Below are 25086 nucleotides of genomic sequence, written 5' to 3' on the forward strand. Positions count from 1 at the left end.
GCGGCGGGTCAGGCGAGCCCGAGTTCGTTGTCGATGAAGGCGTAGACGTCGTCCGCCGTGGCCGAGGCGAGCTGGTCCGCGTCGGTGCCGTTCGTCTCGGCCGCGGCCTCGTTGAGCCGCGCGCCCAGGACGCGCAGCCGGGTGCTGATCCGGGCATCGGTGAGGTCCTGGGTGAGGAGGGCGGCCACCGTCGCCTCCAGCGAGTCCAGGGTGGACGCGACCGGGTCGGTGTCCTGGGACAGCTCCTGACGCAGATATCCGGCGAGCAGGGTCGGGGCCGGGTAGTCGAAGACCGCGGTCGCGGGCAGCCGCAGACCGGAGGCCCGGCCGAGGCGGTTGCGCAGTTCCACCGCGGTCAGCGAGTCGAATCCGGCGTCCTTGAACGCGCGGTCGGGCACGATCAGCTCCGGGTCCCGGTGGCCGAGTACGGTGGCGGCCTCCTTCCGCACCACCTCCAGCACGTGGTCCGCCCACTCCTCGGCGGGGAGCGTGGCCAGCCGCTCGGCGAGGCTCCGGCCGGTGGGCGCGCCCGCGCGCGCCGCGCGGCGCGGGGGGCGTACCAGGCCGCGCAGCAGCGGATGCAGTTCGCCGTGCTCGGCGTGGCCGCGGAGCGCCGTCAGATCGAGCCGGGCGGGCACCACGGCCGCGTCGTCGCCCAGGAGCGCCGCGTCGAACAGGGCCGTTCCCTCGTCCGCGGTCAGGCCCACCATGCCGTCGCGCCGGGTGCGCTGAAGGTCGGCCTCGGTCAGCCCGCTGGTCATCTCGCTGGCCAGCGACCAGAAGCCCCAGGCGAGGGAGACGGCGGGCAGGCCCTGGGCGCGGCGCTGCCGTGCGAGGGCGTCGAGGAAGGCGTTCGCGGCGGCGTAGTTGGCCTGGCCGGGGTTGCCGAGGACGCCCGCGGCCGAGGAGAAGAGGACGAACGCGGCGAGGTCCAGATCGCGGGTCAGCTCGTGCAGATGGAGCGCGGCGTCGGCCTTCGGCCGGAACACGCCCGCGATGCGCTCGGGGGTGAGCGCGGGGACCACTCCGTCGTCGACGACGCCCGCGGTGTGCACCACGCAGGTCAGCGGGGAGTCGGCGGGGAGGGACGCCAGCAGGCGGGCCAGCGCGTCGCGGTCGGCGGCGTCGCACGCCTCGATGCGGACGGTGGCGCCGAGCCCGGTCAGTTCGGCCCGGAGTTCCGCCGCGCCGGGTGCGTCGGGGCCCCGCCTGCTGGTGAGCAGCAGGTTGCGGACTCCGTACGCGGTGACCAGGTGGCGGGCCAGCAGGGCGCCCAGGGTGCCGGTGCCGCCGGTGATGAGCGCGGTGCCGTCGGGGTCCGGGCGGCGGGGCACGGTGAGGACGGCTTTGCCGGTGTGGCGTGCCTGGCTGAGGTGGCGGAAGGCGTCCGGGGCGTGGCGTACGTCCCAGGCGGTCAGGGGAAGCGGGGTCAGGGTGCCGTTGTCGAAGAGTGCCACCAGCTCGGCGAGCATCTGCCCGATGCGCTCGGGTCCGGCTTCGGCGAGGTCGAAGGCGCGGTAGGCGACGTCGGGGTGGCGCTCGGCCACGTCGGCGGCGTCGCGGATGTCGGTCTTGCCCATCTCCAGGAACCGGCCGCCGCGGGGCAGCAGGCGCAGCGAGGCGTCCACGAATTCCCCGGCCAGGGCGTCGAGTACGACGTCCACCCCTCGGCCCTGGGTGGCGTCGAGGAATTCCCGCTCGAAGGTGAGGGTGCGGGAGTTGGCGATGTGGTGGTCGTCAAGACCGGTGGCCCGCAGTGTCCGCCACTTGCCGGGGCTCGCCGTGCCGTACACCTCGGCGCCGAGGTGGCGGGCCACCTGGACGGCCGCCATGCCGACGCCGCCTGCCGCGGCGTGGACGAGGACCGCTTCCCCGGGCTGGACGGCGGCCAGGTCGTGCAGTCCGTAGTAGGCGGTGAGGAAGGCGATGGGGGTGGCCGCGGCCTGCGGGAAGGTCCAGCCCGCGGGGATACGGACGAGGGTGCGGTGATCGGCGACGGCCTCGGGGCCGAAGGCCCGGCCGGGGAAGAGGCCCATCACGCGGTCGCCGGGGGCCAGTCCGGTCACTCCGGGCCCGGTATCCAGGACGACTCCGGCGCCTTCGCCGCCGATGGCGGCGCTGCCGGGGTACATGCCGAGCGCGATGAGGACGTCCCGGAAGTTCATGCCCGCGGCGCGGACGCCCACGCGGACGTGGCCTTCGGGGAGGCTGTCCACCGGGTCGGCGGACACCAGGGCCAGATGGTCGAGCGTGCCGGGCTCGGTGGTGTCCAGGTGCCAGGCGCGGGTGCCGGTGGGGAGGGTGTCGTCGGGGAGGGCGAGTCCCTCGGCGGTGGCCCTGACCAGCCGGGGCGCGGCTGCCTCGCCCTCGCGTACGGCGAGTTGGGGTTCCCCGGTGGCGAGCGCCGTGGAGAGCGCGGTGCGCGAGGCGGGGTCCTGGTCGAGGTCGGCCAGGACGATCCGGCCCGGGTTCTCGGACTGGGCGGAGCGCACCAGGCCCCAGACCGCCGCCGCGGCCGGGTCCGCCGTCTCGCCGTCGCGTACGGCGACCGCGCCGCGGGTGAGCACGACCAGCCGGGCCGTGTCGTCCTCCGGTTTGGCGAGGAACGCCTGGAGTTCGGCGAGGACGCGCGAGGTCAGCGCGTGGGCGTGGGCGGTGTCCGGTCCCTCGGCGACGGCTTCGACGATCTGGGCCGCCTCAAGACCGCCGGGTCGCGCTTCGGTGGGCGGAGCGTCGGTGGGCAGGGCGTCGAGGGCCCCCGCCTCGGTGGGCAGCGGTGTCCACGCGGTGCGGAACAGCGCGTCGTGGAGGGGTGCCGCCTCCGCCGGGCGCAGCCGTTCGGCCGCCACGGGGCGGAGTACGAGCGCGTCGACGGTGGCGACCGGGGCGCCGGTCCGGTCGGCGATCCGCAGCGACACCGCGTCGCCGCCGACCGGTTCCAGCTGGACGCGGAGGGCCGACGCGCCGGAGGCGTGCAGCCGTACCCCGGTCCAGGCGAAGGGCAGCAGGCGCTCCTCGCCCTCGGGTTCGGCGATGGCGCCGAAGGCGCTGAGGTGCAGCGCGGCGTCGAAGAGGGCGGGGTGGAGGCCGAAGCGCCGGGCGTCGTCGTGGTGTTCCTCGTCGAGGGCGACCTCGGCGAACACCTCTTTGCCGCGGGTCCACACCGCTCGTACGCCCTGGAACACCGGGCCGTACGCGTACCCGGCGGCGAGCCGTTCGGGGTAGAAGTCGGTCACCGGGCGGGGCTCGGCGTCCGCCGGGGGCCACGCGGTGAGGCCGGGCCCGGCGTCCGGTGCCGCCGCCATCAGGGCGCCGGTGGCGTGCCGGGTCCACGCGGCGGCCGCGGGGTCCGCGTCGGCGGGACGGGAGTACACGCCCACCGGACGGTCGCCGGTGTCGTCCGGGCCGCCGACGCAGACGCGTATGTCCACGGCGCCGGTGTCGGGCAGCGGCAGGGGCGCTTCCATGACGAGTTCGCGCAGGCGGTCCGCGCCGACCTCGTCACCCGCGCGTACGGCGAGCTCGACGAGCGCGGTGCCGGGCAGCAGAACGGTTCCCGAGACGGCGTGGTCGGCGAGCCAGGAGTGGGTGACCAGGGACAGCCGCCCGGTGCACACCACACCGCCGGAGTCGGGGAGCTGGACGGTGGCGGTGAGCAACGGGTGCTCGGCGGGGCTGATGCCCGCCGCGCTCATGTCGCCCGCGAAACCGCCGGTGTCCAGCCAGTAGCGCTGGTGCCGGAAGGCGTAGGTGGGCAGGTCGACGCGGTGTGCGCCGGTGTCCGCGAACACCGCCCGCCAGTCCACGTGGGCGCCGCGCGTATACGCCCGGGCGACGGCCGTGAGCACGGCGTGGGGCTCCGGCCGGTCCTCGCGCAGGCTCGCCACGCACTCGGTCCCGGAGGGCAGGTACTCCTGGGCCATGGCGGTCAGCGCCGCGCCGGGGCCGAGTTCCAGGACGGTGGTCACGCCCTGCTCGCCCAGGGTGGCCATTCCGGCGGCGAAGCGTACGGTGGCGCGTACGTGGTCCACCCAGTACTCGGGGGTGCACAGCCGCTCGGGCTCGATGACCGTGCCGGTCAGGTTGGACACGACGGGGAGGGTGGGCGCGGTGTAGCGCAAGGCCCGGGCGACGTCGGCGAACGCGTCCAGCATGGGGTCCATCAGCGGCGAGTGGAAGGCGTGGGACACCCGGAGCCGCTTGGTCTTGTGGCCGCGGGCCGCGAATCCGGCCGCGAGATCGGTCACCGCCCGCTCGTCGCCGGAGATCACCACGGAGTCCGGCCCGTTGACCGCCGCGATGGCCACCCGGTCGGACAGTTCCGGGGTGATCTCGTCCTCGGTGGCCTGGATGGCCACCATGGCTCCGCCCGGGGGCAGTTCCTGCATAAGCGTGCCACGGGCCGCCACCAGAGTCGCGGCGTCCTCCAGGGACCACAGGCCCGCCACATGGGCGGCGGCCAGCTCGCCGATGGAGTGTCCGGCGACGAAGTCCGGCCGTACGCCCCAGGATTCGACCAGGCGGTAGAGGGCCACCTCGACGGCGAAGAGGGCCGCCTGGGTGCATCGCGTCTGGTCCAGCAGCGCGGCTTCGGGGGTGTCCGGCTCCGCGAACACCACGTCGCGCAGGGAGCGTCCGAGCCGGGCGTCCAGGGCGGCGCACACCTGGTCGAAGGCGGCGGCGAAGACGGGGTACGCGGCGTACAGCCGCCGCCCCATGCCCACGCGCTGGGAGCCCTGGCCGGGGAAGACGACGGCGAGCCGCCCGTCACCGGGGGTGGCGGGCGAGTGCTCGTCGTGGAACGCGGCGAGGGCGGCCAGCGCCTCGTCCCGGGACGCGGCCACCGCCACGCCACGGTGGCCGAACTCCGGCCGTGCGGCCAGCGACGCTCCGACGTCGGCGAGTTCGGCGGCGGGGTGATCGGCCAGGAAGGACGCCAGGCGTTCGGCCTGGGCGGTCAGCGCCTCCGGCGACTTCGCGGACAGCACCAGCGGCACCGCGCCCTCCGGCACCACCCGCTCGCCCTCCGAGGCCACTTCGGGCTGTTCGAGGATCACATGGGCGTTGGTGCCGCTGATGCCGAACGAGGACACCCCGGCCCGGCGCGGACGCTCCGTCTCCGGCCACGCACGCGATTCCGTCAGCAGCTCCACCGCACCCGCCGACCAGTCCACCGCCGAGGTCGGCGCATCCACATGCAGCGTCTTCGGCAGCACCCCGTGCCGCATCGCCTCGACCATCTTGATGACCCCGGCCACACCGGCAGCCGCCTGCGCGTGGCCGATGTTCGACTTCAACGACCCCAGCCACAGGGGCCGGTCCTCGGCCCGCTCCTGCCCGTACGTCGCCAGCAGAGCCTGCGCCTCGATCGGATCGCCCAGCGACGTACCCGTACCGTGCGCCTCCACGGCATCGACGTCGGCGGGGTCCAGCCCGGCGTTGGCGAGGGCCTGCCGGATCACCCGCTGCTGCGACGGACCGTTCGGCGCCGTCAGACCATTCGACGCACCGTCCTGGTTCAGCGCGGATCCCCGTACGACCGCCAGTACTTCGTGGCCATGGCGCCGGGCGTCCGACAGCCGCTCCAGCAGCAGCAGGCCGACGCCCTCGGACCAGCCCGTGCCGTCGGCGGCGTCCGCGAACGCCTTGCAGCGGCCGTCCACGGCCAGGCCGCGCTGCCGCGAGAACTCGATGAAGCTCCCCGGTGTGGCCATCACCGCGACGCCACCGGCCAGCGCCAGCGTGCATTCACCCGAGCGCAGGGCCTGCGCCGCCAGGTGGATCGCCACCAGCGACGACGAACACGCGGTGTCCACCGTCACGGCCGGGCCCTCGAAACCGAAGGTGTACGACACCCGGCCGGACACCACGCTGCCCGCGCCACCGACACCGAGGTAGCCCTCGATCTCCTTGGACGGCCGGTGCACACCCGAGGTGTAGTCGTGGTACATCACCCCGGCGAACACGCCGGTGTGGCTGCCGCGCAGCGTCGCGGGGTCGATTCCCGCCCGTTCGAAGACCTCCCACGAGGTTTCCAGCAGCAGCCGCTGCTGCGGGTCCATCGCCACGGCCTCGCGCGGGCTGATCCCGAAGAACTCCGCGTCGAAGCCCGCCGCGTCGTCGAGGAAGCCGCCCTCGCGCACATACGACGTCCCTGCCACGTCCGGATCCGGGTCGTACAGCCCCGCCAGATCCCAGCCACGGTCCGCCGGAAACTCCGAGATCCCGTCCACACCCTCGGACACCAGCCGCCACAGATCCTCGGGCGAGGCCACCCCGCCCGGCAGACGGCACCCCATGCCCACGATCGCGATGGGCTCGTCCGCGAGAGACGTGGCGGGCCGGGTGGCGGCCGGTGCGGCGGTGTGCTCGCCGAACAGCTCCGCGCGCAGCCGACGCGCCAGGGCGAGGGGGGTGGGGTGGTCGAACGCCAGGGTGGCGGGCAGGCCGAGCCCGGTGGCCGACCGCAGCCGGTCGCGCAGCCGGACGGCGGTGGCCGAGGTGAACCCCAGCTCGCTGAAGGCCCGTTCGGCGTCGATCCGGTCCGCCGCCGGGAGTTCGAGCACCACGGCGGCTTCCGCGCGCACCATCGCGAGCAGCGCGGTGGTCCGTTCGGCCTCGGGGAGCGCGGCGATCCGCTCGCGCAGGGCGGACCCGGCGGTGTCGCCGGGCGCGCCGGGCCGGGCGGGGGCGTCGATCAGGCCGCGCAGTACGGCGGGGACCGGGCCGTCGCGCAGCGCGGCGTGGTCGAGCTTCAGCGCGACGAACGCCGCTTCGTTCCTCGCGCAGGCGGCGTCGAACGCGACGAGCGCCTGCTGCTCGGCGAGCGCTCCCGCGCCGGGCGGTACGGCCCCACCGGGCGGTACGGCACCGTCGACAGGTGCGCCCTGCCACGGGCCCCAGCCCAGGGACAGGGCGGGCAGGCCGTGTGCGCGGCGGTGGTGTGCCAGCGCGTCGAGCGTGGCGCTCGTGGCGGCGGCGTCCCGGTGGTCTCCGGTGGCGCCGAGGGTGCCGGTGGCGGAGGAGAGCGTCAGGAACAGGGACAGTTCGCGGTCGCGGGTCAGCTCGTGCAGGGCGAGCGCACCGGCCACGGCGGCCTCGGGCCCGGCCGCGTGCACCACGGCCGTGAGGGGTGGCCGCGCGGCGTCCAGGGCGGTCCGCAGGGCGGCGCGGTCCGTGAGGTCGCAGACGGCCACGGCCACCCGGGCGCCGAGACCGGTCAGCTCGGCGCGGAGGTCTTCGGCCGCCTCGCCCCCGGGGCCGGGTGCGGTGAGGAGCAGCAGGTGGCGTGCTCCGTGCGCGGCCACCAAGTGGCGGGTGACGGCGGCGCCCGGCACGGTGGCCGATCCGCTGACGACCACGGTGCCCTCGGGGTCGAGGGGCGGCGCGGACACCTCGTCGGGGTCCAGCGACACCCGGGCGAGCCGGGGCAGCAGGACGACGCCGGAGCGCACCGCGAGCTGCGGTTCGTCGCAGGCCACGGCGGTCGCCAGCGATGCCGTGCCGGTCGGGCCGTCCGCGTCGAGGTCGATCAGCGCGATGCGGCCGGGGTGCCGGGTCTGCAGCGAGCGGACCAGGCCCCACAGGGGTGCGGCCGTGAGGTCGGTGACGTCCTCGTGTCCGCCGGTGGCCACCGCGTGGCGGGTGACGACGGCCAGCCGCACGGAGCTGAGCCGGTCGTCGGCGAGCCACGACTCCAGTTCGGCGGCGGTTTCGGCGGCGCGTCGCGTGGCCGGGTCGGGGTGGGCGGGGCCGCCGGTCAGGTCCAGCAGCAGCACCTCGGGCAGCGTGCCGTCCGCCGCCTCCGCCAGCGCGGCGCGCGCGGCCGCCAGGTGGGGGTGGACGTCGTACGCCACGCCCTCGGCGTCCAGCTGCGCGGCCGGGCCGCCGAGCGGGTCCGGTCCCCCGGCCAGGGATCCCCCGACCAGCGCCCAGCGGTGCGGCGGTTCCGCCGTGGGCGACAGGGGGGTGCGCGGAATCCAGTCGAGCCGGAACAGGCTGTCGTGGTGGCCGCTGCTGGACGCGCGCAGCCGGGCGCGGACCTCCAGCAGCTTATGGCGGGTGATCTTGCCCGACGCGGTCCGGGGGATCGCGTCGATCTCGTACAGCTCCTCCGGCACCTTGAAGTACGACAGCCGGTCGCGCCACGCGGTGAACAGCCGCTGGGTGTCGATCCCCTGGGGCCCGGGCACCACGAACGCCACCGGGACCTCGCCGAGCAGATCGTGCGGCTTCCCCACCACCGCGATGTCGGCCACGCCCGGGATCGCCCGGACGGCCTCTTCCACCTCGCCGGGGTGGATGTTCTCGCCCGCGCGGATGATGAGTTCCTTGATGCGGCCGGTGATGGTGAAGTACCCGGCCTCGTCACGGCGGGCCAGGTCGCCGGTGTGGTACCAGCCGTCCTTCAGGGCGGCGGCGGTGGCCTCGGGCTGGTTGTGGTAGCCCGACATGACGCTCGGGCCGCGCACCCACACCTCGCCCTCCGCCCCGTCGGCGACGTCCACGCCGCGCTCGGGGTCGACGAGCCGTACGCCGAGCCCGGGCACCGGAAGCCCGCACGAGCCCTCCACCCGGGCACCGACGGGCCAGTTGACGGTGATCGAGCCGCAGGTCTCGGTGGATCCGTAGGCGTCGATCAGCGGGACGCCGAAGACCTCCTCGAACGAGCGGCGGAGCGCGGCGGTGGTCACGGCGCCGCCGACCAGCGCCACCCGCAGGTCGGGCGCGGTGAAGCCGTGGTCGCGCGCGGCGTCGAGCAGATAGTGCAGCAGGGTGGGGACCCCGGCGAGGAGGGTGGCCCGCTCCTCCTTCAGGGCGCGCAGGACGTCCTCGGCGGAGAGCCCGTCGACGATGCGGGCGGTGGCGCCGACGGAGGCTACCGAGAGCACACAGGCGATATGGGACAGGCTGTGGAACAGGGGCAGCGGCCACACCACGCGGTCCTCGGGGCCGAGCCCCGGCACGGGCACGTAGCAGGCGGCGACCGACCACAGGCAGTTGCGCTGGGTGGACAGCACGCCCTTGGGCTTGCCGGTGGTCCCTGAGGTGTAGAGCATCCACGCCAGGTCGTCCAGGCCGAGGTCGTCCCGGGCGGGGGTGGCGGGGTCGGTGGTGGTGAGGGTCCCGTAGGGCAGGAAGCCGGACGGTGTGGCGGGGGCGGTCTCGTCGTGGACCAGCACCACCGTCAGATGCGGTCGCCGGGGCAGCAGTCGGCCGAGCTGCCCGGCGTGGGCGTGATCGGTGATGATCACTCGGGCGCCGCTGTCGTCGAGCAGATGGGCCAGCTCGGCGTCGGTGCTGCGGGGGTTGACCGGTACGCCGACCGCACCGGCCCTGGCGATGGCGTAGTAGCTCTCCACCGTCTCGACGCGGTTGCCGAGGCATATCGCGGCCCGGTCGCCGGGCTGGAGGCGCAGTTCGGCGAGGTGTCCGGCCAGCCTGCGGGTGCGCAGCTCCAATTCCCGGTAGCTCACGCTGGTTCGGGCATCGCGGTAGGCCGGTTTGTCGCCGAAGCGCCGGGCCTGCGTAACGAGCAGCTCGTGCAGCGGGCGGATCAGCTCCGTGCGCAACATGTCGTTATCCCTCCGGACGGATAAGAGACGGGCATGCCGCGGTGGCAGAAGGGCGCCTCACCCGCTCCAGTCTCGTCACGGCAGGCCCCGAATTACCCCCTGATCACCCCCCTATGTCATCCCTAACTTGATGAGTGATGCAGGTAATGCCCGGGGGTCTTGGATGGCCCCGGTGCACCGGCACTAGATTCGGCGACGGGGAATTCCCGGCATCGCTCATGGAGGGCTGACAGCGCATGACGACGTCCGATCGTCCGCATACCCGCGTCACCGTGGAACTCGGCGACCGTTCCTATCCCGTCGACATTGGGCCGGGTGTCCGGAATTCGCTGTCCGAGGTGATCGCGGGGCTCGGCGCGCAGCGTGTGGCGGTGGTTTCCGCCCGGCCGGAGGACTGGCTGCCCGATCCCGGGGTGCCCTCGGTGGTATTGCCCGCCCGCGACGGCGAGACGGACAAGACGCTGTCGACGGTGGAAGAACTGTGCCGCGAGTTCGTCCGCTTCGGCCTGACCCGGTCGGACGCGGTCGTATCCTGCGGCGGTGGCACCACGACCGATGTCGTCGGACTGGCCGCGGCCCTGTATCACCGGGGCGTCCCGGTGGTGCATCTGCCGACCTCGCTGCTGGCCCAGGTGGACGCCAGCGTCGGCGGGAAGACGGCGGTGAACCTCCCCGACGGGAAGAATCTGGTGGGCGCCTACTGGCAGCCCGCCGCCGTGCTGTGCGACACCGACTATCTGCGGACGCTGCCGGCGGCGGAAATGCTCAACGGTTACGGGGAGATCGCCCGCTGTCACTTCATCGGCGCCGGTGACCTGCGCGGGCTCACGCTGCCGGAGCAAATAGCGGCGAGTGTGGCGCTCAAGGCGTCGGTGGTTTCCGCGGACGAGCGGGACTCCGGACTGCGCCATGTGCTCAATTACGGCCACACCCTGGGCCATGCGCTGGAAATCGTCACGAATTTCCGACTGCGGCACGGGGAGGGGGTGGCGATAGGGACGGTTTTCGCCGGACGTCTCGCCCTGGCCCTGGGCCGGATCGACGAGGCGCGGGCGGCGGAGCACCTGGAGGTGGTGCGGGGCTACGGGCTGCCGTACGCGCTGCCCGCCGACGTCGACCCGGGGCGACTGATCGACGTGATGCGGCTGGACAAGAAGGCGACGGACGGGCTCACCTTCGTCCTGGACGGGCCCGGCGGTCCGGAGCTGGTCTCCGGACTCGCCGAGGAGACGGTCGCCGCGGCGCTCGCCACCATGGACCGGGACACCGCCGACCGGGACACCATGGATCGGGACACCGCGTGAGGCGGCAGGGGTCAGGCCGGGCCCGGTAGTCCCTTGGCCAGCAGGACGGCGCCGTGCAGGGAGGACAGTCCGCCCAGCCGCGCCGGGCGGACCGGCGGCAGCGGATGCCCCGGCCGCTCCAGCGCCGCCGTCCGCTCGGCCACCATCGTCACCAGGTCCGGCATCGCCGCCGCGAAGCCCCCGCCGATCAGCACGAGCGAGGGGCTGAGCAGTTCGGATACGCCGGTCACGGCCGCCGCCAGGGCCGTGCAGCTCTCCCCCAGCGTCGTCAGGGCCCACCGCTCCCCCCGCCCCACGGCGTCGCGCAGCCCGGTGAACGTCACCTCTCCGCCGCGCCGTCGGCCCGCCCGGCGCAGCGTGGCCGGGCCCGAGGCCACCGCCTGGACGCAGCCGCGGCGGCCGCAGTCGCATGGCGGCCCGTCGCGGTCCACGACCAGGTGGCCGACCTCACAGGAGCCGCGGCCCACACCGGGGAGGGGAGCGCCGTTCAGCACGATGCCCCCGCCGATACCGGTGCCGACCCCGAGGTAGAGCAGGTCGGGGCAGCCCGCTTCGTGCGCTTCGGCGAGCGCGGCCAGATCGCCGTCGTCGGCGCAGCTCACCTCGACGTCGCCGAACAGCGCGGACAGCGCGCCGCGCAGGTCCACTCCGGCCCACGCGGGGCGGCTGGGCCAGGCGAGGACCGTGCCGGTGGCGTCGAGGGTGGCGGGCATGGCGACGCCGACGCCGGTGAGCCGCTCGGGGTGGCCGCCGGACAGCCCCCTGACGTGGTGCGCCAACAGCTCCAGGTCAGGCCCGGCGTCGCCGGTGGCGGGCCAGGGGAAGGCGGACTCGGCGATGCTCAGGTCGTCGTTTTCGAGCCGCAGCGCCACCTTGGTGCCGCCGACGTCGATTCCCAGATAACTGATGGCTACCTTCCTCCGGTAGCGGACACTCAGTCCGGCACCTTTTCCAGCAGGGCTCGGGCGGCGAGCCGGTACCCCAGTGCGCCGAGCCCGAAGATGACGCCCGCGGCCAGCGGACCCGTCACCGACTCGTGGCGGAACTGCTCGCGCGCCCAGACGTTCGACAGATGCACCTCTATCCATGGCCTCGGATAGTTGGCGAGGGCGTCCCTGAGTCCCCATCCGGCCATCATCAGGGCGGCCGGATTGATGATGGCGCCGACCGTGTCGTAGTTCCCCTGAATGGTTCGGATGATCTCGGCTTCACCGTCGAACTGGAAGGAATCCACTTTCCAGCCGCGGTCCGCGACCTCTTCGCCGACCCAGCGCTCGATGTCCTCAAGGGTGTCGGTGCCGTAGATCTCGGGCTGACGTGTTCCGAGTATGCCGAGATTCGGTCCGTTCACCAACAGCAGCCTACTCAATGCGTACCTCACCAGGTGGGGTTGGCTGAATTACAGCAGCTAAACGTGGCCGTGGCCATTTGTAGCACGGCGGCCGTGGAGGCGAGGCGAGAAAATGACCGAGCAGGATTGTAAGGGGGGCCATAGGGGGGTCCTCAGGGGAATGACGATTCCCCTGGCGCCGGTTAGCGTGCTATTGCAACCACCGGGGGCGTTTCCATAACGCAAAAGGAGTAGGGAAATCATGGGTAATGGTGTGCGACTGGGATCAGAGCTCCCGGCGTGGCCGCAGTTCGGCGACGAGGAGCGGGTCGGTCTGATCCGGGCCCTGGACCAGGGGCAGTGGTGGCGCATCGGGGGCGGTGAGGTGGACGCCTTCGAGGCCGAGTTCGCCGCGGCCCACGGCGGCGAGCACGCGCTCGCGGTCACCAACGGAACGCATGCGCTGGAACTCGCCCTGGAGGTGCTGGGCGTCGGCGCCGACACCGAGGTCATCGTTCCCGCGTTCACCTTCATCTCGTCCTCGCAGGCCGCGCAGCGGCTCGGCGCGGTGGCCGTCCCCGTGGACGTCGACCCGGACACCTACTGCATCGACCCCGCGGCCGTCGAGGCGGCCATCGGCCCGAAGACCCGCGCCATCATGCCGGTGCACATGGCCGGTCAGATGTGCGACATGGACGCGCTGGACAAGCTGTCCGCCGACTCGGGCGTGCCGCTGGTGCAGGACGCGGCCCACGCGCACGGTGCCCAGTGGCGCGGCAAGAAGGTCGGTGAGCTGGGCTCGGTCGCGGCGTTCAGCTTCCAGAACGGGAAACTGATGACCGCCGGGGAGGGCGGCGCCGTGCTGTTCCCCACCGCCGAGCTGTACGAGAAGGGCTTCGTACGGCACAGCTGCGGGCGTCCGCGCACGGACCGCGGCTACCACCACCGCACCTCGGGCTCCAACTTCCGGATGAACGAGTTCTCCGCGTCGGTGCTGCGCGCCCAGCTCGCCCGGCTGGAGGACCAGATCACCACGCGTGAGGCACGCTGGCCGGTGCTGAGCCGGCTGCTCGCCGAGATCCCCGGTGTCGTGCCGCAGTCGACCGACGACCGCGGCGACCGCAATCCGCACTACATGGCCATGTTCCGGATCCCGGGCATCACCGAGGAGCGGCGCGCCGAGGTGGTGGACACGCTCATCGAGCGCGGGCTGCCCGCGTTCGTGGCCTTCCGCGCCGTCTACCGTACGGACGCCTTCTGGGAGGTCGCCGCCCCGGAGCTGTCGGTGGACGAACTCGCCCGCCGCTGCCCGCACTCCGAGGCGCTGACCCGGGACTGCGTGTGGCTGCACCACCGGGTGCTGCTGGGCAGCGAGGAGCAGATGCACGAAGTGGCCGCCGTCGTCGCCGACGTACTCGCGAGCGCATGAGCGTCCCTTCGTATCGCGAGCGGCCGATCCGGACCGCGGTGGTCGGGCTCGGCTGGGCGGCCGGTTCGATCTGGCTGCCCCGGCTCACCCGCCACGCCGCCTTCACGGTGACCGCCGCGGTGGATCCCGACGAGCGCAGCCGCGCGGCCATCGCCGCGACGCCGGCCGGAGCGGAACTGCCGCTGCTGGCCGCGGTCCACGACATCGACCCCGCCACGGTGGACCTGGCCGTGGTGGCGGTGCCCAACCATCTGCACTGCGCCGTGGCCGCCGAACTGCTGGCCAAGGGCATCCCGGTGTTCCTGGAGAAGCCGGTGTGCCTGACGTCCGAGGAGGCCGAGCGGCTGGCCGACGCGGAGCGCTCCGGCGGCGCGGTCCTGCTGGCGGGCAGCGCGGCCCGGTACCGCGCCGATGTGCGCGCGCTGTATCAAATCGGCGCCCGGCTGGGCCACATCCGCCACATCGAGCTGGCCTGGGTGCGCTCACGCGGCGTACCCGACCGGGGCGGCTGGTTCACCCAGCGGGCGCTGGCGGGCGGCGGGGCGCTGGTCGACCTGGGCTGGCACCTGTTCGACATCGCGGTTCCGCTGCTCGGTTCCACCACGTTCCGGCATGCCGTGGGCACCGTGTCCTCCGACTTCATCACCCAGACGTCCTCGGGAGCCGCGTGGCGCGGCGAGGACGGCAGCGCGGCCCGCTCGGGCGACACCGACGTCGAGGACACCGCGCGCGGATTCCTCATCACCGAGGACGGCCGTTCGGTCGTCCTGCACGCGAGCTGGGCGTCGCACGAGGCGCTCGACACCACCCGGATCACGATCGACGGCAGCGGGGGCAGCGCGACGCTGCACTGCACCTTCGGGTTCAGCCCGAACCGTCTGGAGCGCTCGACCCTGACCCGCACCGTCGACGGCAGCACCCGCCCGGTGGCCGTGCACACCGAGCCGATCGGCACGGAGTACGACCGGCAGCTCGACGCGCTTCCCGCGCTGCTGGCCGATCCGGCGGAGCGGGGCCGCGCGATCGAGGAGGTCCGGCGGACCATCGGTGCCATCGAGCGGGTCTACACCTCGGCCCGGGTCGCCCGGGAGCCCCGGCAGCGGGAGTACATATGAGCAGCGAACCGAACAGCCACGGCCGACCGCCCTTCGACGCGGCCGCCACCCCGGTCACCTCGGTGGTCTTCGACCTCGACGGGGTGCTCGTCAACAGCTTCGCGGTGATGCGCGAGGCGTTCACCCTCGCCTACGCCGAGGTCGTCGGCGAGGGCGAGCCGCCCTTCGAGGAGTACAACCGGCACCTGGGGCGCTACTTCCCCGACATCATGCGCATCATGGGCCTGCCGCTGGAGATGGAGGCTCCGTTCGTCCGCGAGAGCTACCGGCTCGCCCACCGCGTGGAGATGTTCGACGGTGTGCCCGAGCTGCTGTCGGAGCTGCGCGACCGCGGGCTGGGGCTCGCCGTGGCCACCGGGAAGAGCGGCCCCCGGGCACGTTCGCTGCTCGAACAGCTCGGCATCCTCCCGCTGTTCGACATCGTCCTCGGCTCGGACGAGGTGGACCGCCCCAAGCCCGCGCCGGACATCGTGCTGAAGGCGATGGAGGTGCTGGACGCACGGCCCGACCGGACCGTGATGGTCGGCGACGCGGTCACCGACCTGGCCAGCGCGCGCGGCGCCGGGGTCACCGCCGTGGCCGCGCTGTGGGGTGAGACGGAGGAGGAGACGCTGCTCGCCGCGGAGCCCGACGTGGTGCTGCGGAAACCGGCCGAACTGCTGGAGCTGTGCCCGGTGGTGGCGGTTCCGTAAGGCCGGCTCCCTCTCAGGGTCCCCGCGTGGCGGGGCGGTGTGCGTACACCGCCCCGGCACTGCGATGTCCGGCGCCTGACGGCCCCGCTCTCAGGCGCGTTTGGCGAGATCGGCCCGCAGGCAGTCCGGCAGCCCCCGCCTGCTCTTGATGTCGAGCTTGCGGTAGACCCGGGTGAGGTGCTGCTCGACCGTGCTGGGGGTGATGAAGAACTTCTCCGCGATCTCGCGGTTGGTGTATCCCATCACCGCCAGGGAGGCGATACGCCGTTCCGAGTTGGTGAGGGAGGCGATCGCCGATGTCAGCTCCGGCTCGGCGCGCTCGTCGTAACCCCGCATGTCGGGAAGGAGCTCCTGGCACAGCGGCGCCGCCTTGCACATGTTCGCCACATGCCACGCCCGGCGCATGACCATGCGCGAACGGCGGTGCCTGCCCAGGGTGTGGTGGGCGCGGCCCAGATCGGCGAGGGCCCTGGCCAGTTCGAAGGTGTCACCGGCCGCCTCGACGATGTCGGCGGCCTCGCTGAGCAGCTTGGGCCGCTGACCGGGCGAGCTGAAGGTGGCCAGCAGCCGCAGCGACAGCGCGCGGGTGACGGTGTCGTTGACACCCGGCAGCGCGAGCTGATCCTTGACCAGCCGCTTGGCCTGGTCGCGGTTGTTCTGCCGCAGCCACGCCTCCGCCGCGCTGGTGCGCCACGGCACGATGCCGGGCAGGTCCAGGCCCCAGCCGCGCATGAGTTCACCGCAGGTGAGGAAGTCGGCGAGGGCGGCGTGAGTGCGGTCGGTGGCGAGGTAGTAGTGGCCCCGCGCCTGCAGATAGTGCAGCCCGTAGCGGCTCTGGAACAGGGTCACCGGGAAGGACTGGCTCACCAGTTCGGCAGCCGTCTCCAGGTTGCCCATCCTGGTGTGCGCCAGGATCAGACAGCCGAGCGGAAGCCCGACAGCGGTGCCCCACCCCCGGGCGGACACCAGATCCAGCGCCGCCTGGGCCTGTTCCGCCGCGGTCGGCAGATCCCCCTTGCGCAGCGCGATCTCCGCCTCCACCGCGGCGTAGATGGCCTGCCGGGTCGGCGTGGAGGTGGTGTCGCGCCTGCCGTCGGCGTTGTGGCAGCGTGCCGCGGCGGCGCTCAGTTCGCCGCCGTAGACCAGGCTGAGCAGGGCGAGCAGAGTGGACTCCTCCGCCCAGGGGGAGTCGTAGTTCAGATCCGACTGGCCCAGTGCCCGGGTGGTCCGCTCCCGCGTGTCATGGCTGTGCCGGTGGATGAGGCCGCTCGATAAGACGGCGACCGTACGCAGCCCCGGGTCCGCCCCCTTGGCCGTCGGGGTGCTCTGCGGACCGGCCGGTACGGCGCCGCCGTGGAGCCGGCCCGCGAGCGGCGGATACGAACAGGCCAGCCACATCTCCAGGTCCCGCACCTCGTCCGCGACCTCACCGGAGGGCTCGCGCGCGGTGTCCCGTACGAGGCCCAGCAGGTCGCCCGCCTCCTGCGCGCGGTCCAGCCACAGGAGCTGGCGTATGAGGGAGACCGTGTCCCCGAGGCCGAGCCCGCCGCCCCTCGCCGCGGCCGTCAGCGCGGTGAGGTGGCGGGCGGAGGCGGACGGGTTGAGCTGCCATTCGGCCTGGGCGAGCTTGGCCCGGATCGCCGTACGGGCCTTCTCGTCCGGGCTCGATCGCCGGGCCAGCTCCAGGCAGTCCACCGTCAGGCGCACCTCGCCGTGGAGCGACGCGTGCCCCGCCGCCTCCAGCAACAGGGCCGTCGCCCACGGGTCCCGGACGTCGCCCGCCCGCAGGAGATGGCGGGCGACGACGACCGGCGGGGCGCCCCGGCCGTGCAGCAACTGGGCGCAGCGATGGTGCAGGCGCGCCCGGTCCGGGGCGGGCAGGTCGTCGAGTACGGTGCGGGCGATGGCGGGATGCCGGAACCGGCCGTCCCGGAGCATCCCGGTCTCGGCCATGACCTGCAGGGCGCGTGCGACGGTGGTGGCATCGGTGTCGCTGTTGCCGTCGGCTCCGCCCTCGGTGTCGCCGTCGCCGTCGCCGTCGCCGTCGCCGTCGCCGTCGAGCAGCGTGACGAGATCCTCGGGCCAGACGTCGTCGCCGTGGACCGCCATGGCCCGGGCCACGGACAGCATCACCGGATCGCTGCGGTAGAGGCAGCCCAACAGGGCCCGGCCGTAAGCGCGTTGAGGACCGGCGCCGCCCTCGGCCTCGTCCTCGATCAGCGCGTGGAGCAGCAGCGGATTGCCACCGCTGAGGTCGTGAAAGCGCTCGGCGACGGTTTCGTCCATCGCCTCCGTGTGCTTCCGCTGGAGCACTTCGCGCACACCCGCGAGGGTCAGCCGCGCCAGCGGAAGCCGGACGGTGTGGGGCTGCCGGACGATTTCCGCGTGGAAGGGCGAGTGCGCCGCCCTCGGCTCGGGCTGTTCGGCGAGCAGAAGGAGCATGCGCGCCGAACCGAGCCGTCGGACCAGATGCAGCAGACACTGCCGGGACGCCTCGTCCGCGTGTCCGATGTCGTCGACCGACGCCACGATCGGGGTGTCGGCCGACAGGTCGAAGAGCGGGCCCAGCAGGTCGTAGTGGATCTGCGCCCGGTTGCGGTCCACGGCCTCCCGCATGGAGTACGTGGCCGCGGAGACCATGAGTTCGCGCAGTACCGTTGCCGCCCGCTGGCGCAGACCGGGCGGCAGGCCGGGGCTGTCGAACAACTGGCTGAGAACGCCGAAGGGCAGATCACGCTCTCCCGGAGAGCACGTGGCCGTCAGCGAGACGATGTCCGTCCCCGCCGCACGGTCAGCGACCTCGCGCAGAATCGCGGTCTTCCCGAAGCCGATGGCCCCCTCCAGCAGGACGACCCGGCCCGTCCCCATGGCGCAGTCCCTGAGCCAGCCATCGACCCGCATGAGCTGCTCATTTCGTTCGACCAGCACCCATAACCTCCTGATTCATTCCGGACTCGATGATATGAATCCAGTAGGTCAAATCTCCCTAGTTTCGATCACCAAGTACTGGGCAACGTCTTGCACCATGTGGCCCCCACGCACCAGGGTGTGAATGACCCATGGCGCGAATTGGTCCACGGCACGAAGGGCCGGGGTTCACGTCGCCGCGCCCCCGGCATCGCCGCGGCTCCCCGCCCCCTCGGAACTAGAGGGTGTCCCCGCACTCCGCGTTCCACGGAGACGAACGTTGCGGCGAGCTGGTCGTGGAGAGACACCGCGCGGGGGTGGGTGTCGGACGCACACCGCGCGCATGGCGCTCCACCAGGGCGCCCGCCCAGGCACGGCACCCTCGCGCATGCGTACGAGACCAGTCCGCGCCCGTGGCGCGCACGTACCCGCGATTCACTACTTGTGCGGAACGGTGGGTAGGCAACGGTGGAGGTACATCCGGGCGAAAACCCATGACACATCCTCATGACCCGGAAAAGTTTCCCGAGCAACTCTGGCTACGAGTTTCCAAACAGTGGGAGGGGAAGCGCCATGTGGGCCACCACGGAGTTCGGCTCGTTTCATGAGGGCAGGCCCGCGGCCGTCCTGGCTGACGGCAGCGAGCCCAAGCCGGTGTACTTCGACGTCGGCAGCTCGGGCACCGTCCCGTCCACGAGTGACTGGTGGGTGTACGACGGCACGCTGGGCGCACCACGGGCGGCACAGCTGCGGGGCGCGTGCGCGTGTGGCTGGCGTGGGGACAGCGTGTATCCCATCGACTGGGATGAGGTGGTCGACGCCCGGATCGACATGGACATCTCGGGCCCGCACGACGACTGGGAGCAGCACGTCGAGGAGGTCCGGGCGCGGTCGGTTCCGCTGCCGGTGGGGCTGGAGGCACTGCTGACGCAGGTGGAGGAGCAACTGACCGCACTGACGGTCGAGGCACCGCTGGCCGCGCTGAGAGGGGTGGCCATTCTGGAACGCGTCACCAAGCGCGTCGGGCACGAGGCGGCATACGGCGCGCAGGCCGACGAGCTGTCCTGGGAAGCGATCGGGCAGGCGCTGGGGCTCGATGAGAGGACCGCCCGTTCCCGTCTGCTCCACTACGGCCTCAGAAGCTGATCCGGGACCGAAGCGCTGATCCGGAACCGAAGCCCGGAAAGGGCCTCCGACGTGGGTCGCAGGCCCTTCCAAGCGGGTGGCGGCGGACGAGTCGGCCTGTACGCCGGGCCCTGTCTCCCTCCAGGGTCGATCAAGATCTGACCTGCCGGTTTGCCCGCCCCTCGCCGCCGGGACTTCCCAGGGACTTTCCGCCAGGTCCGTGCCACGCATCCAGCAGATCTCGTCGGCACATGACTCGCCCACCAGACCCCAAGCGGAAGCTCGGCGGCCCCTGCCTCCGGGGGTGAATGCCACTAAGAGCGGCTAACACAATGAGCTGAGTCGTCGGTGGGTGATCAGGCAGCAGGCGAGTTTGAGGAACGCTTCGTGGATGTCGGCTCGCCGTTCCCAACGGGTGCGCAGGCGCCGGAAGCCGTGGAGCCACGCGAAGGTCCGTTCCACAACCCAGCGGGCTGGCATGATGCCGCGGGCGCGGACCTGGTTGCGGTAGATGTCGTGGTCGTAGCCGCGGTCGGCGAAGAGTGAGTCGGGTCTGCGGCGGGGGTGGCCGACCCACTTCGTAGTCGCGGGTGGTCAGCTCCAACGCCCGTCCTCCGTCCGGATAGGTCGCATCGTCTTCGCTGGTCAGGATGACTACGGGTATAGAGGTAGACCTACGGTTGGCCCCCTGATCTACGGGGTTTGCCTACGCGGGGTACTTCCGCATGAACGCTTCCACCCCATCGATGAGTCGTCGCACCTGGTCTCGGTCGTAGGTGCCGTAGTCGCCGTGCGCTGCCTTGTTCCGGAGGTCCATCCAGGCGGTGACCTCCTTCTGCTGCAACCCGTCATAGACGTTGGCCTTCTTGAGGTCGGCGTTCATGGTGTCGGCCTTCTTCGGCCTACCTGCCACTTGGGTTACCACGCCGTTCTTCACGCAGAGGGCACGCACGTGGACTTCGAGGGACGTCCCCGTGATAACTGCCGCTGCGTCTTTGTACCCCTTGGCGAGCAGTTGTTCCGCCATCTCCAGGTAGTCCCGGTAGGTGTCTGCATGCACCAACTCAACGACCGATTCAACCCACCCAGAAACGAGGTCATCACGAAGACCAATAGCGACGACGCGTACTTCTCGAAGTCGGTGAGGCTGGATCTTACGGCGCGCAGCGTCCAGTTGCTTCATGTACGCGGAGTTCGGCCGCGACGCACGCTCAATCGCAGCTTCCAACCGGTTACTAAGCACCACGGCGTCCTCTCCATCTTCCAGAAGATGTCGAGTTCCGTTGCGTGTGTAGTTTTCAGATGCCTTGATCAGAAAGTTGAGCTGGTCGACTACCTTCTCAACGTTGGCCATCCCCGTTCCCTTCGTTTTCGCGCTACGCCGGGTACTTGAGCATGAAGTCACGAACGCCGCTTGCTAGCGCCCGAACTTCATTGATGTCGTACTTCTCGTAGCTCCCGTGGGCTGCTTGGTTCCGCAGATCCATCCACGCCGTCACCTGCTTCTCCTGAAGCGTCGCGTAGACGTCAGCCTTCTTGAGATCGGCGTTCATGACGATGGCCTTCTTCGGCGTTCCGTCAGCTAGCTCTGTGTCAACGCCGTTCTTCACGCACAGCGCCCGCACGTGGACCTCAAGGGCCGTCCCGGCAATGACCGCTGCGGCATCCTTGTACCCGGATCGGAGCAACGTCTCCGACATCTCCAGGTAGTCGCTGTGAGTGTCGGCGTGGACCATCTCAACAACAGACTCGGTCCAACCGGCATTTAGGTCATCGCGAAGGCCAAGTGCAATGCTGTAGATCGCGCGAATCCTATTTGTCGTCCGCATATCGTCGCGATGGTGGTCAAGCTGACGCACGTAACTGCTGCCAGGGACAGCCAAGCGATCGATGGCCGACTCAAGCCGACTCGCAAGGAGCTTCGCCCGGTCTGACGACAGCACCCCCTCTGCCCCCCTGCGGAGAATCTCCTGATACTCACCAATCAGGACGTCGAGCTGCTCCACCATCTTGGCTGTGTCCAGCAACGTAGCCTCCAAGCTCAAGTTGATCTCAACGGAACGGATCAGGATATGACCTGACTGTGTCCCTGCACCAGGGAGTTACAGCGGCTAGCACAATGAGCTGAGTCGTCGGTGGGTGATCAGGCAGCAGGCGAGTTTGAGGAACGCTTCGTGGATGTCAGCTCGCCGTTCCCAACGGGTGCGCAGGCGCCGGAAGCCGTGAAGCCACGCGAAGGTCCGTTCCACAACCCAGCGGTAGGTGCCCAGTCCGGTGCCATGCCGGGTTCCGCGCCGTGCGATGGCCGGCATGATGCCGCGGGCGCGGACCTGGTTGCGGTAGATGTCGTGGGCGTAGCCGCGGTCGGCGAAGAGTGAGTCGGGTCTGCGGCGGGGGTGGCCGACCCGGCCGCGGACCGGTGGGATCGCGTCGAGCAGGGGCAACAGCTGAGTGACGTCGTTGCGGTTGCCTCCCGTGAGCAGCCGGCCCGTCCTCGGTCGACCGGCGAGGGGCCCGTGCGCTGCCCCCTTTTAGTGCCCTGACATGGGAGGAGTCGACCACACAGTGGGACCAGTCCAGCCGCGAGGCCGCGTTGAGTTCGGCCAGCAGGACCTCGTGCAGCCGCTGCCACACTCCGGCCTCGTTCCAGTCCCGCAGCCGCCGCCAGCACGTCATACCCGAGCCGAAGCCGAGCTCCTGCGGCAGGTACTCCCACTGGATTCCGGTGTGCAGCACATACAAGATCCCGCACAGCACGTCCCGGGCCGGCAACGGCTTGCGACCCGGATATCGGAACCGCCGCTCACGCTGCGGCAGCAACGGCTCCAGACGATCCCACAGGTCATCGACACGATCCACGGCGACATCCCCACACCAGACCGAACGCTCAACTACTGCCCCGGACACGGCAACCAGGGCCGATCCACCTCATTTTGTTAGCCGCTGTAAGTGACGGGCAGGGTCAGCATCTGGAAAATCGCAATTTGGCGCACCGTCATACCGTGACAATTGAGAGCGTCAGCGCACTCGACCTCACCTGCGAGAGCTCCGAGGACAAGTTCGACGTGACCTGTATTATGAAGAATATGAATGCCCGATGGAATTTCTCATGGAGGGACGGAGAATGGCTGGCCACACGAACTCCTTCCGCTGACGACAACCTTCAGCTTGCTGTCGAGACGCTGGTCATCTCGTTCGGGGAGAGCTGGCAAGCGGTTGATAATTACTTTCAGGTGTGGCGCAATATGGAGCTGGAGCGCGGCACAGAGTATTCTGTCTCCACCCCGAGCGCCCTTGTGTGAAGAATTTCACATGACACGGCGGAGATCGGCGACTTGTATGACCAGTTCGAGGATGTACGCCTGCCTGTCGATGAATTCGTGGCCCTTCTGGTGGATCTTTCGGTGACCATGCGGACCCGGTGAGGCGCTTTGCTTCGCACTCAGCGGGGAGGGTGCGCCCTAGCTCACCGTGCAGGCGTACGTGCTCGGTCTCCGGGTTCACTCACCGACCCGTGCTGGTGCAGCAACGATTCGAGCGACGGCGCATGTATGTACTCGGTCGCGATCCATGGCTGCCCGGCATCGGGATCGGCGTCCACGAGCGCGGCGGCGTGAAATCCCCCGACGCGCCGGATTGCCTCCAACTCCTGGGAGAAGCGCTGACGGAAATACGTCCACCAACGCGGGCTTCACGACCTTGATCGCCACCGCGCGAGGACTGCGGTAGCCGAGGTAAACGACATCCATCGCGCCCGCGAGCGCGCGGGCATGGACAGGCAGGCGATGAACCGCATCGAGCAGGGGCACCAGGCGGCGTCCCTCGACAGCCTCATCCGGATCGCCGACCCCCTCGAAGTACCGCTCGCCGGGCTGGTGCACGGGGTGGAGCCCCGGGCCCCGGAGGGGTAGTACGCCGCAGCGGTCAGCATCTGGCGTACACGCCGACCAGCCGAGCGACTGCCCCGGGTTCCCCGTCCGCGCGCCACGAGGGCGACGCACAGACGGGGCCCGTGCTGGTCAGTCCTCCGGTTCAGGGTCCGGTGCCGGGACGATGAAACCGCGGAGCGGACGCCTCGGCGTCCCGCTCGCGACCTCTGCGTCCTGGCGGGCCCGGATAGCATCTACAACCGTCTGGTACTTCGGGTCTGTCCACTCCATGGCTTCAAGGTAGCGGCTCAGGTGCCCGGGTTCTTGGGCATCGGCGGCGGCGTGGGATTGGGCCCGATGGGACCACATCCGCCCGGCTTCGTGTGACCGCAGTCGGCCGCGACTGAGACCAGCCCATCATTCGGCAGCCGCCACAGGTCGCGGTCGACGCTGTACCCGGTTTCCTCGATGAGCGCCGTCGTGCGGTCGAGGATGTCCTGCGTCTGCCGCTCCGGGTCGGGCCGCTCCGGGTAGTGGTGGACGATCCCGCCGAAGCGGTCGCACAACTCGGCGTAGATGTTCGTGTGGAGGATGAGAGCGTGCCAGCCCTCGTCGACCACGCGGGACGGGGCGATGTCCGCGGTGCGGTACTGGGCTGCGGTAGCGACGAACGCGATGGCTTGGTCGACGATCCGGCCCGCCATGGCCTCGGTCATGCCGGGGTTGTTGTCCGTGACGGTCGCGACGACGGCGGAGTACTCGTCGTTCGCGAGTAAGCGGGTAGCTTCGGTCATGCGCCTATCTCTCTCTGTGTGTGGTGGTGCGCGGTCTCCGTCCCGGTCGCCAGCCGTCCAAGCACGCGATTGGGGCGGGGCTTTCTCTTTCGGCGGGGCCCCGGCATGGAACCGGATCAGCAACGGCCCGCCCGGTCTATGGGGCCGCGGCGGCGACGGCCTCTCGCACCGCGCGGTGCAGTCGGTCGCCGAAGTGGCACCGTTCGCTGTTCCGGCAGTCGGGGCAGTCCATGGCGTGGTCGAGGAATACGCTCCAGGCGGTCGGCTGGGCGACGCGCGGCGCGGCGGCCGTCCGGCGGACCTTCCTCCAACGGCCCTTCACTGCTGCCGCCTGGCGGGCTCGTGGCGGGCGAGGCGGGTGCCGTCGAACGGGTCGCGCTGCTTGGGGAAGGTGGGCGCGCAACTGGGGCAGGCGTAGACGGTGCCGCCCCCGGCGCTCCCGCCGTATCCGATCGCGACCACGACCGGTTGGCGGGTCGGCTTCTGGCAACGGGCGCAGACCTGAGACGTCACCGGGCGCCCTCCTCGTCGGGCTCGGCCAGCGCCCGGGCCACGGCCAGGCACAGCAGATGGAAGTCGGTCAGATACCCGTCGGGGTCCAGCGGGATGCGCCAGTGCAGGCGCGGGCCCTCCGTCCAGTCCTCGGGCGGTACGCCGAGGTACGTGATCTCGGCGCCGTGCGCGCCGAGGGCGTGGATGCCCCTCCGCGGACGGCCCCAGTCCTTGGCGTCACCGCTGGGGATGAACCAGTACATGAGGCTGTAGTCCGCGATGACGGCGCCGGACCGGTTTCCGAGTAACGCGAGGACACATTCGCCGATATCGGCGGGTACGCGGATGACGTCCCAGTACGGGCCGACCTCCACCATTTCTACTTCGTTACGTGGCGGGGTCCAGGGCAGAGCTCTGGTCGTCATGGTCGGCTCCATGCAGACGGATGTGTTGA

Annotated in this window: 16 protein-coding genes and 2 pseudogenes; 7 read left to right on the top strand and 11 right to left on the bottom strand. The window is 71.2% G+C overall.

Features of this window, described 5'->3' with window-relative positions; translation table 11 throughout:
* Positions 1-8: 8 nt before the first annotated feature.
* On the bottom strand, positions 9-9575 hold the full coding sequence (locus tag ACZ59A_RS02860; RefSeq protein ID WP_470952643.1) for an SDR family NAD(P)-dependent oxidoreductase: 9567 nt from the start codon (positions 9573-9575) through the stop codon (positions 9-11).
* A gap of 236 nt (positions 9576-9811) precedes the next feature.
* Here ACZ59A_RS02860 and ACZ59A_RS02865 point away from each other — a divergent pair, with 236 nt between their 5' ends.
* Positions 9812-10879: a 3-dehydroquinate synthase family protein gene (locus ACZ59A_RS02865; RefSeq protein WP_470952646.1), complete on the top strand. Its 1068-nt coding sequence runs from the start codon at positions 9812-9814 to the stop codon at positions 10877-10879.
* Between the two features lie 11 nt (positions 10880-10890).
* On the opposite strand, the gene ACZ59A_RS02870 is transcribed toward ACZ59A_RS02865, so the two are convergent.
* Entirely contained in the window at positions 10891-11817 is a 927-nt protein-coding gene (locus ACZ59A_RS02870; RefSeq protein WP_470954613.1) for an ROK family protein, read from the bottom strand.
* Positions 11814-12248: a type II 3-dehydroquinate dehydratase gene (locus ACZ59A_RS02875; protein ID WP_468056110.1), complete on the bottom strand. Its 435-nt coding sequence runs from the start codon at positions 12246-12248 to the stop codon at positions 11814-11816. The genes ACZ59A_RS02870 and ACZ59A_RS02875 overlap by 4 nt, the downstream gene beginning before the upstream one ends.
* Before the next feature lie 223 nt (positions 12249-12471).
* Here ACZ59A_RS02875 and ACZ59A_RS02880 point away from each other — a divergent pair, with 223 nt between their 5' ends.
* Genes ACZ59A_RS02880 through ACZ59A_RS02890 form a run of 3 tightly spaced genes read left to right on the top strand, consistent with a single transcriptional unit; the run spans position 12472 to position 15445 of the window.
* Positions 12472-13638, top strand: a complete 1167-nt coding sequence (locus ACZ59A_RS02880) for a DegT/DnrJ/EryC1/StrS family aminotransferase (RefSeq protein ID WP_470952649.1) — start codon at positions 12472-12474, stop codon at positions 13636-13638.
* On the top strand, positions 13635-14753 hold the full coding sequence (locus ACZ59A_RS02885; RefSeq protein WP_470952652.1) for a Gfo/Idh/MocA family protein: 1119 nt from the start codon (positions 13635-13637) through the stop codon (positions 14751-14753). Before ACZ59A_RS02880 ends, ACZ59A_RS02885 begins: the two co-directional genes overlap by 4 nt.
* Positions 14750-15445, top strand: coding sequence for an HAD-IA family hydrolase (locus ACZ59A_RS02890; RefSeq protein ID WP_470952654.1), 696 nt, complete (start codon positions 14750-14752; stop codon positions 15443-15445). The genes ACZ59A_RS02885 and ACZ59A_RS02890 overlap by 4 nt, the downstream gene beginning before the upstream one ends.
* A 90-nt stretch (positions 15446-15535) precedes the next feature.
* Here the strand turns inward: ACZ59A_RS02890 and ACZ59A_RS02895 are convergent, their stop codons facing one another.
* Entirely contained in the window at positions 15536-18373 is a 2838-nt protein-coding gene (locus ACZ59A_RS02895; RefSeq protein ID WP_470952657.1) for a helix-turn-helix transcriptional regulator, read from the bottom strand.
* Positions 18374-18925: 552 nt separating this feature from the next.
* Here ACZ59A_RS02895 and ACZ59A_RS02900 point away from each other — a divergent pair.
* Positions 18926-19498: a hypothetical protein gene (locus ACZ59A_RS02900; protein WP_470952660.1), complete on the top strand. Its 573-nt coding sequence runs from the start codon at positions 18926-18928 to the stop codon at positions 19496-19498.
* Between the two features lie 303 nt (positions 19499-19801).
* Here the strand turns inward: ACZ59A_RS02900 and ACZ59A_RS02905 are convergent.
* The 4 genes and pseudogenes from ACZ59A_RS02905 to ACZ59A_RS02920 all read right to left on the bottom strand — a co-directional run.
* Positions 19802-20047, bottom strand: a pseudogene (locus ACZ59A_RS02905) (transposase); the annotation flags it as partial.
* Between the two features lie 136 nt (positions 20048-20183).
* Positions 20184-20831, bottom strand: a complete 648-nt coding sequence (locus ACZ59A_RS02910) for a hypothetical protein (protein WP_470952663.1) — start codon at positions 20829-20831, stop codon at positions 20184-20186.
* 22 nt (positions 20832-20853) lie between these two features.
* Positions 20854-21504 carry a hypothetical protein gene (locus tag ACZ59A_RS02915; protein WP_470952666.1) on the bottom strand — a complete coding sequence of 217 codons (651 nt, stop codon included), beginning with the start codon at positions 21502-21504 and terminating at the stop codon, positions 20854-20856.
* 84 nt (positions 21505-21588) lie between these two features.
* Positions 21589-22336: pseudogene (locus ACZ59A_RS02920) on the bottom strand (transposase).
* A gap of 143 nt (positions 22337-22479) precedes the next feature.
* Here ACZ59A_RS02920 and ACZ59A_RS02925 point away from each other — a divergent pair.
* Positions 22480-22779, top strand: a complete 300-nt coding sequence (locus ACZ59A_RS02925) for a hypothetical protein (protein WP_470952669.1) — start codon at positions 22480-22482, stop codon at positions 22777-22779.
* 468 nt (positions 22780-23247) lie between these two features.
* Positions 23248-23388, top strand: coding sequence for a helix-turn-helix domain-containing protein (locus tag ACZ59A_RS02930; protein WP_470952672.1), 141 nt, complete (start codon positions 23248-23250; stop codon positions 23386-23388).
* Between the two features lie 266 nt (positions 23389-23654).
* Here ACZ59A_RS02930 and ACZ59A_RS02935 read toward each other — a convergent pair whose 3' ends face one another.
* The 3 genes from ACZ59A_RS02935 to ACZ59A_RS02945 form a co-directional block, all read right to left on the bottom strand.
* On the bottom strand, positions 23655-24140 hold the full coding sequence (locus ACZ59A_RS02935; protein WP_470952675.1) for a glycine-rich domain-containing protein: 486 nt from the start codon (positions 24138-24140) through the stop codon (positions 23655-23657).
* A gap of 318 nt (positions 24141-24458) precedes the next feature.
* The gene (locus ACZ59A_RS02940) at positions 24459-24653 is read right to left on the bottom strand and encodes a hypothetical protein (protein WP_470952678.1); all 195 of its coding nucleotides are present in this window, start codon (positions 24651-24653) and stop codon (positions 24459-24461) included.
* A complete protein-coding gene (locus tag ACZ59A_RS02945) occupies positions 24650-25057 on the bottom strand; it encodes a hypothetical protein (RefSeq protein WP_470952680.1) in 408 nt (135 codons plus the stop codon). The genes ACZ59A_RS02940 and ACZ59A_RS02945 overlap by 4 nt, the downstream gene beginning before the upstream one ends.
* Positions 25058-25086 lie beyond the last annotated feature (29 nt).

Source organism: Streptomyces sp. NPDC040405 (assembly GCF_055595765.1).

What these genes read in the sequence shown, in the direction of transcription:
- ACZ59A_RS02860 (WP_470952643.1), bottom strand. Translation starts at nt 9,575, where the DNA reads ATGTTGCGCACGGAGCTGATCCGCCCGCTGCACGAGCTGCTCGTTACG.
- ACZ59A_RS02865 (WP_470952646.1), top strand. Translation starts at nt 9,812, where the DNA reads ATGACGACGTCCGATCGTCCGCATACCCGCGTCACCGTGGAACTCGGC.
- ACZ59A_RS02880 (WP_470952649.1), top strand. Translation starts at nt 12,472, where the DNA reads ATGGGTAATGGTGTGCGACTGGGATCAGAGCTCCCGGCGTGGCCGCAG.
- ACZ59A_RS02885 (WP_470952652.1), top strand. Translation starts at nt 13,635, where the DNA reads ATGAGCGTCCCTTCGTATCGCGAGCGGCCGATCCGGACCGCGGTGGTC.
- ACZ59A_RS02890 (WP_470952654.1), top strand. Translation starts at nt 14,750, where the DNA reads ATGAGCAGCGAACCGAACAGCCACGGCCGACCGCCCTTCGACGCGGCC.
- ACZ59A_RS02900 (WP_470952660.1), top strand. Translation starts at nt 18,926, where the DNA reads ATGTGGGCCACCACGGAGTTCGGCTCGTTTCATGAGGGCAGGCCCGCG.
- ACZ59A_RS02910 (WP_470952663.1), bottom strand. Translation starts at nt 20,831, where the DNA reads ATGGCCAACGTTGAGAAGGTAGTCGACCAGCTCAACTTTCTGATCAAG.
- ACZ59A_RS02930 (WP_470952672.1), top strand. Translation starts at nt 23,248, where the DNA reads ATGGACAGGCAGGCGATGAACCGCATCGAGCAGGGGCACCAGGCGGCG.
- ACZ59A_RS02935 (WP_470952675.1), bottom strand. Translation starts at nt 24,140, where the DNA reads ATGACCGAAGCTACCCGCTTACTCGCGAACGACGAGTACTCCGCCGTC.
- ACZ59A_RS02945 (WP_470952680.1), bottom strand. Translation starts at nt 25,057, where the DNA reads ATGACGACCAGAGCTCTGCCCTGGACCCCGCCACGTAACGAAGTAGAA.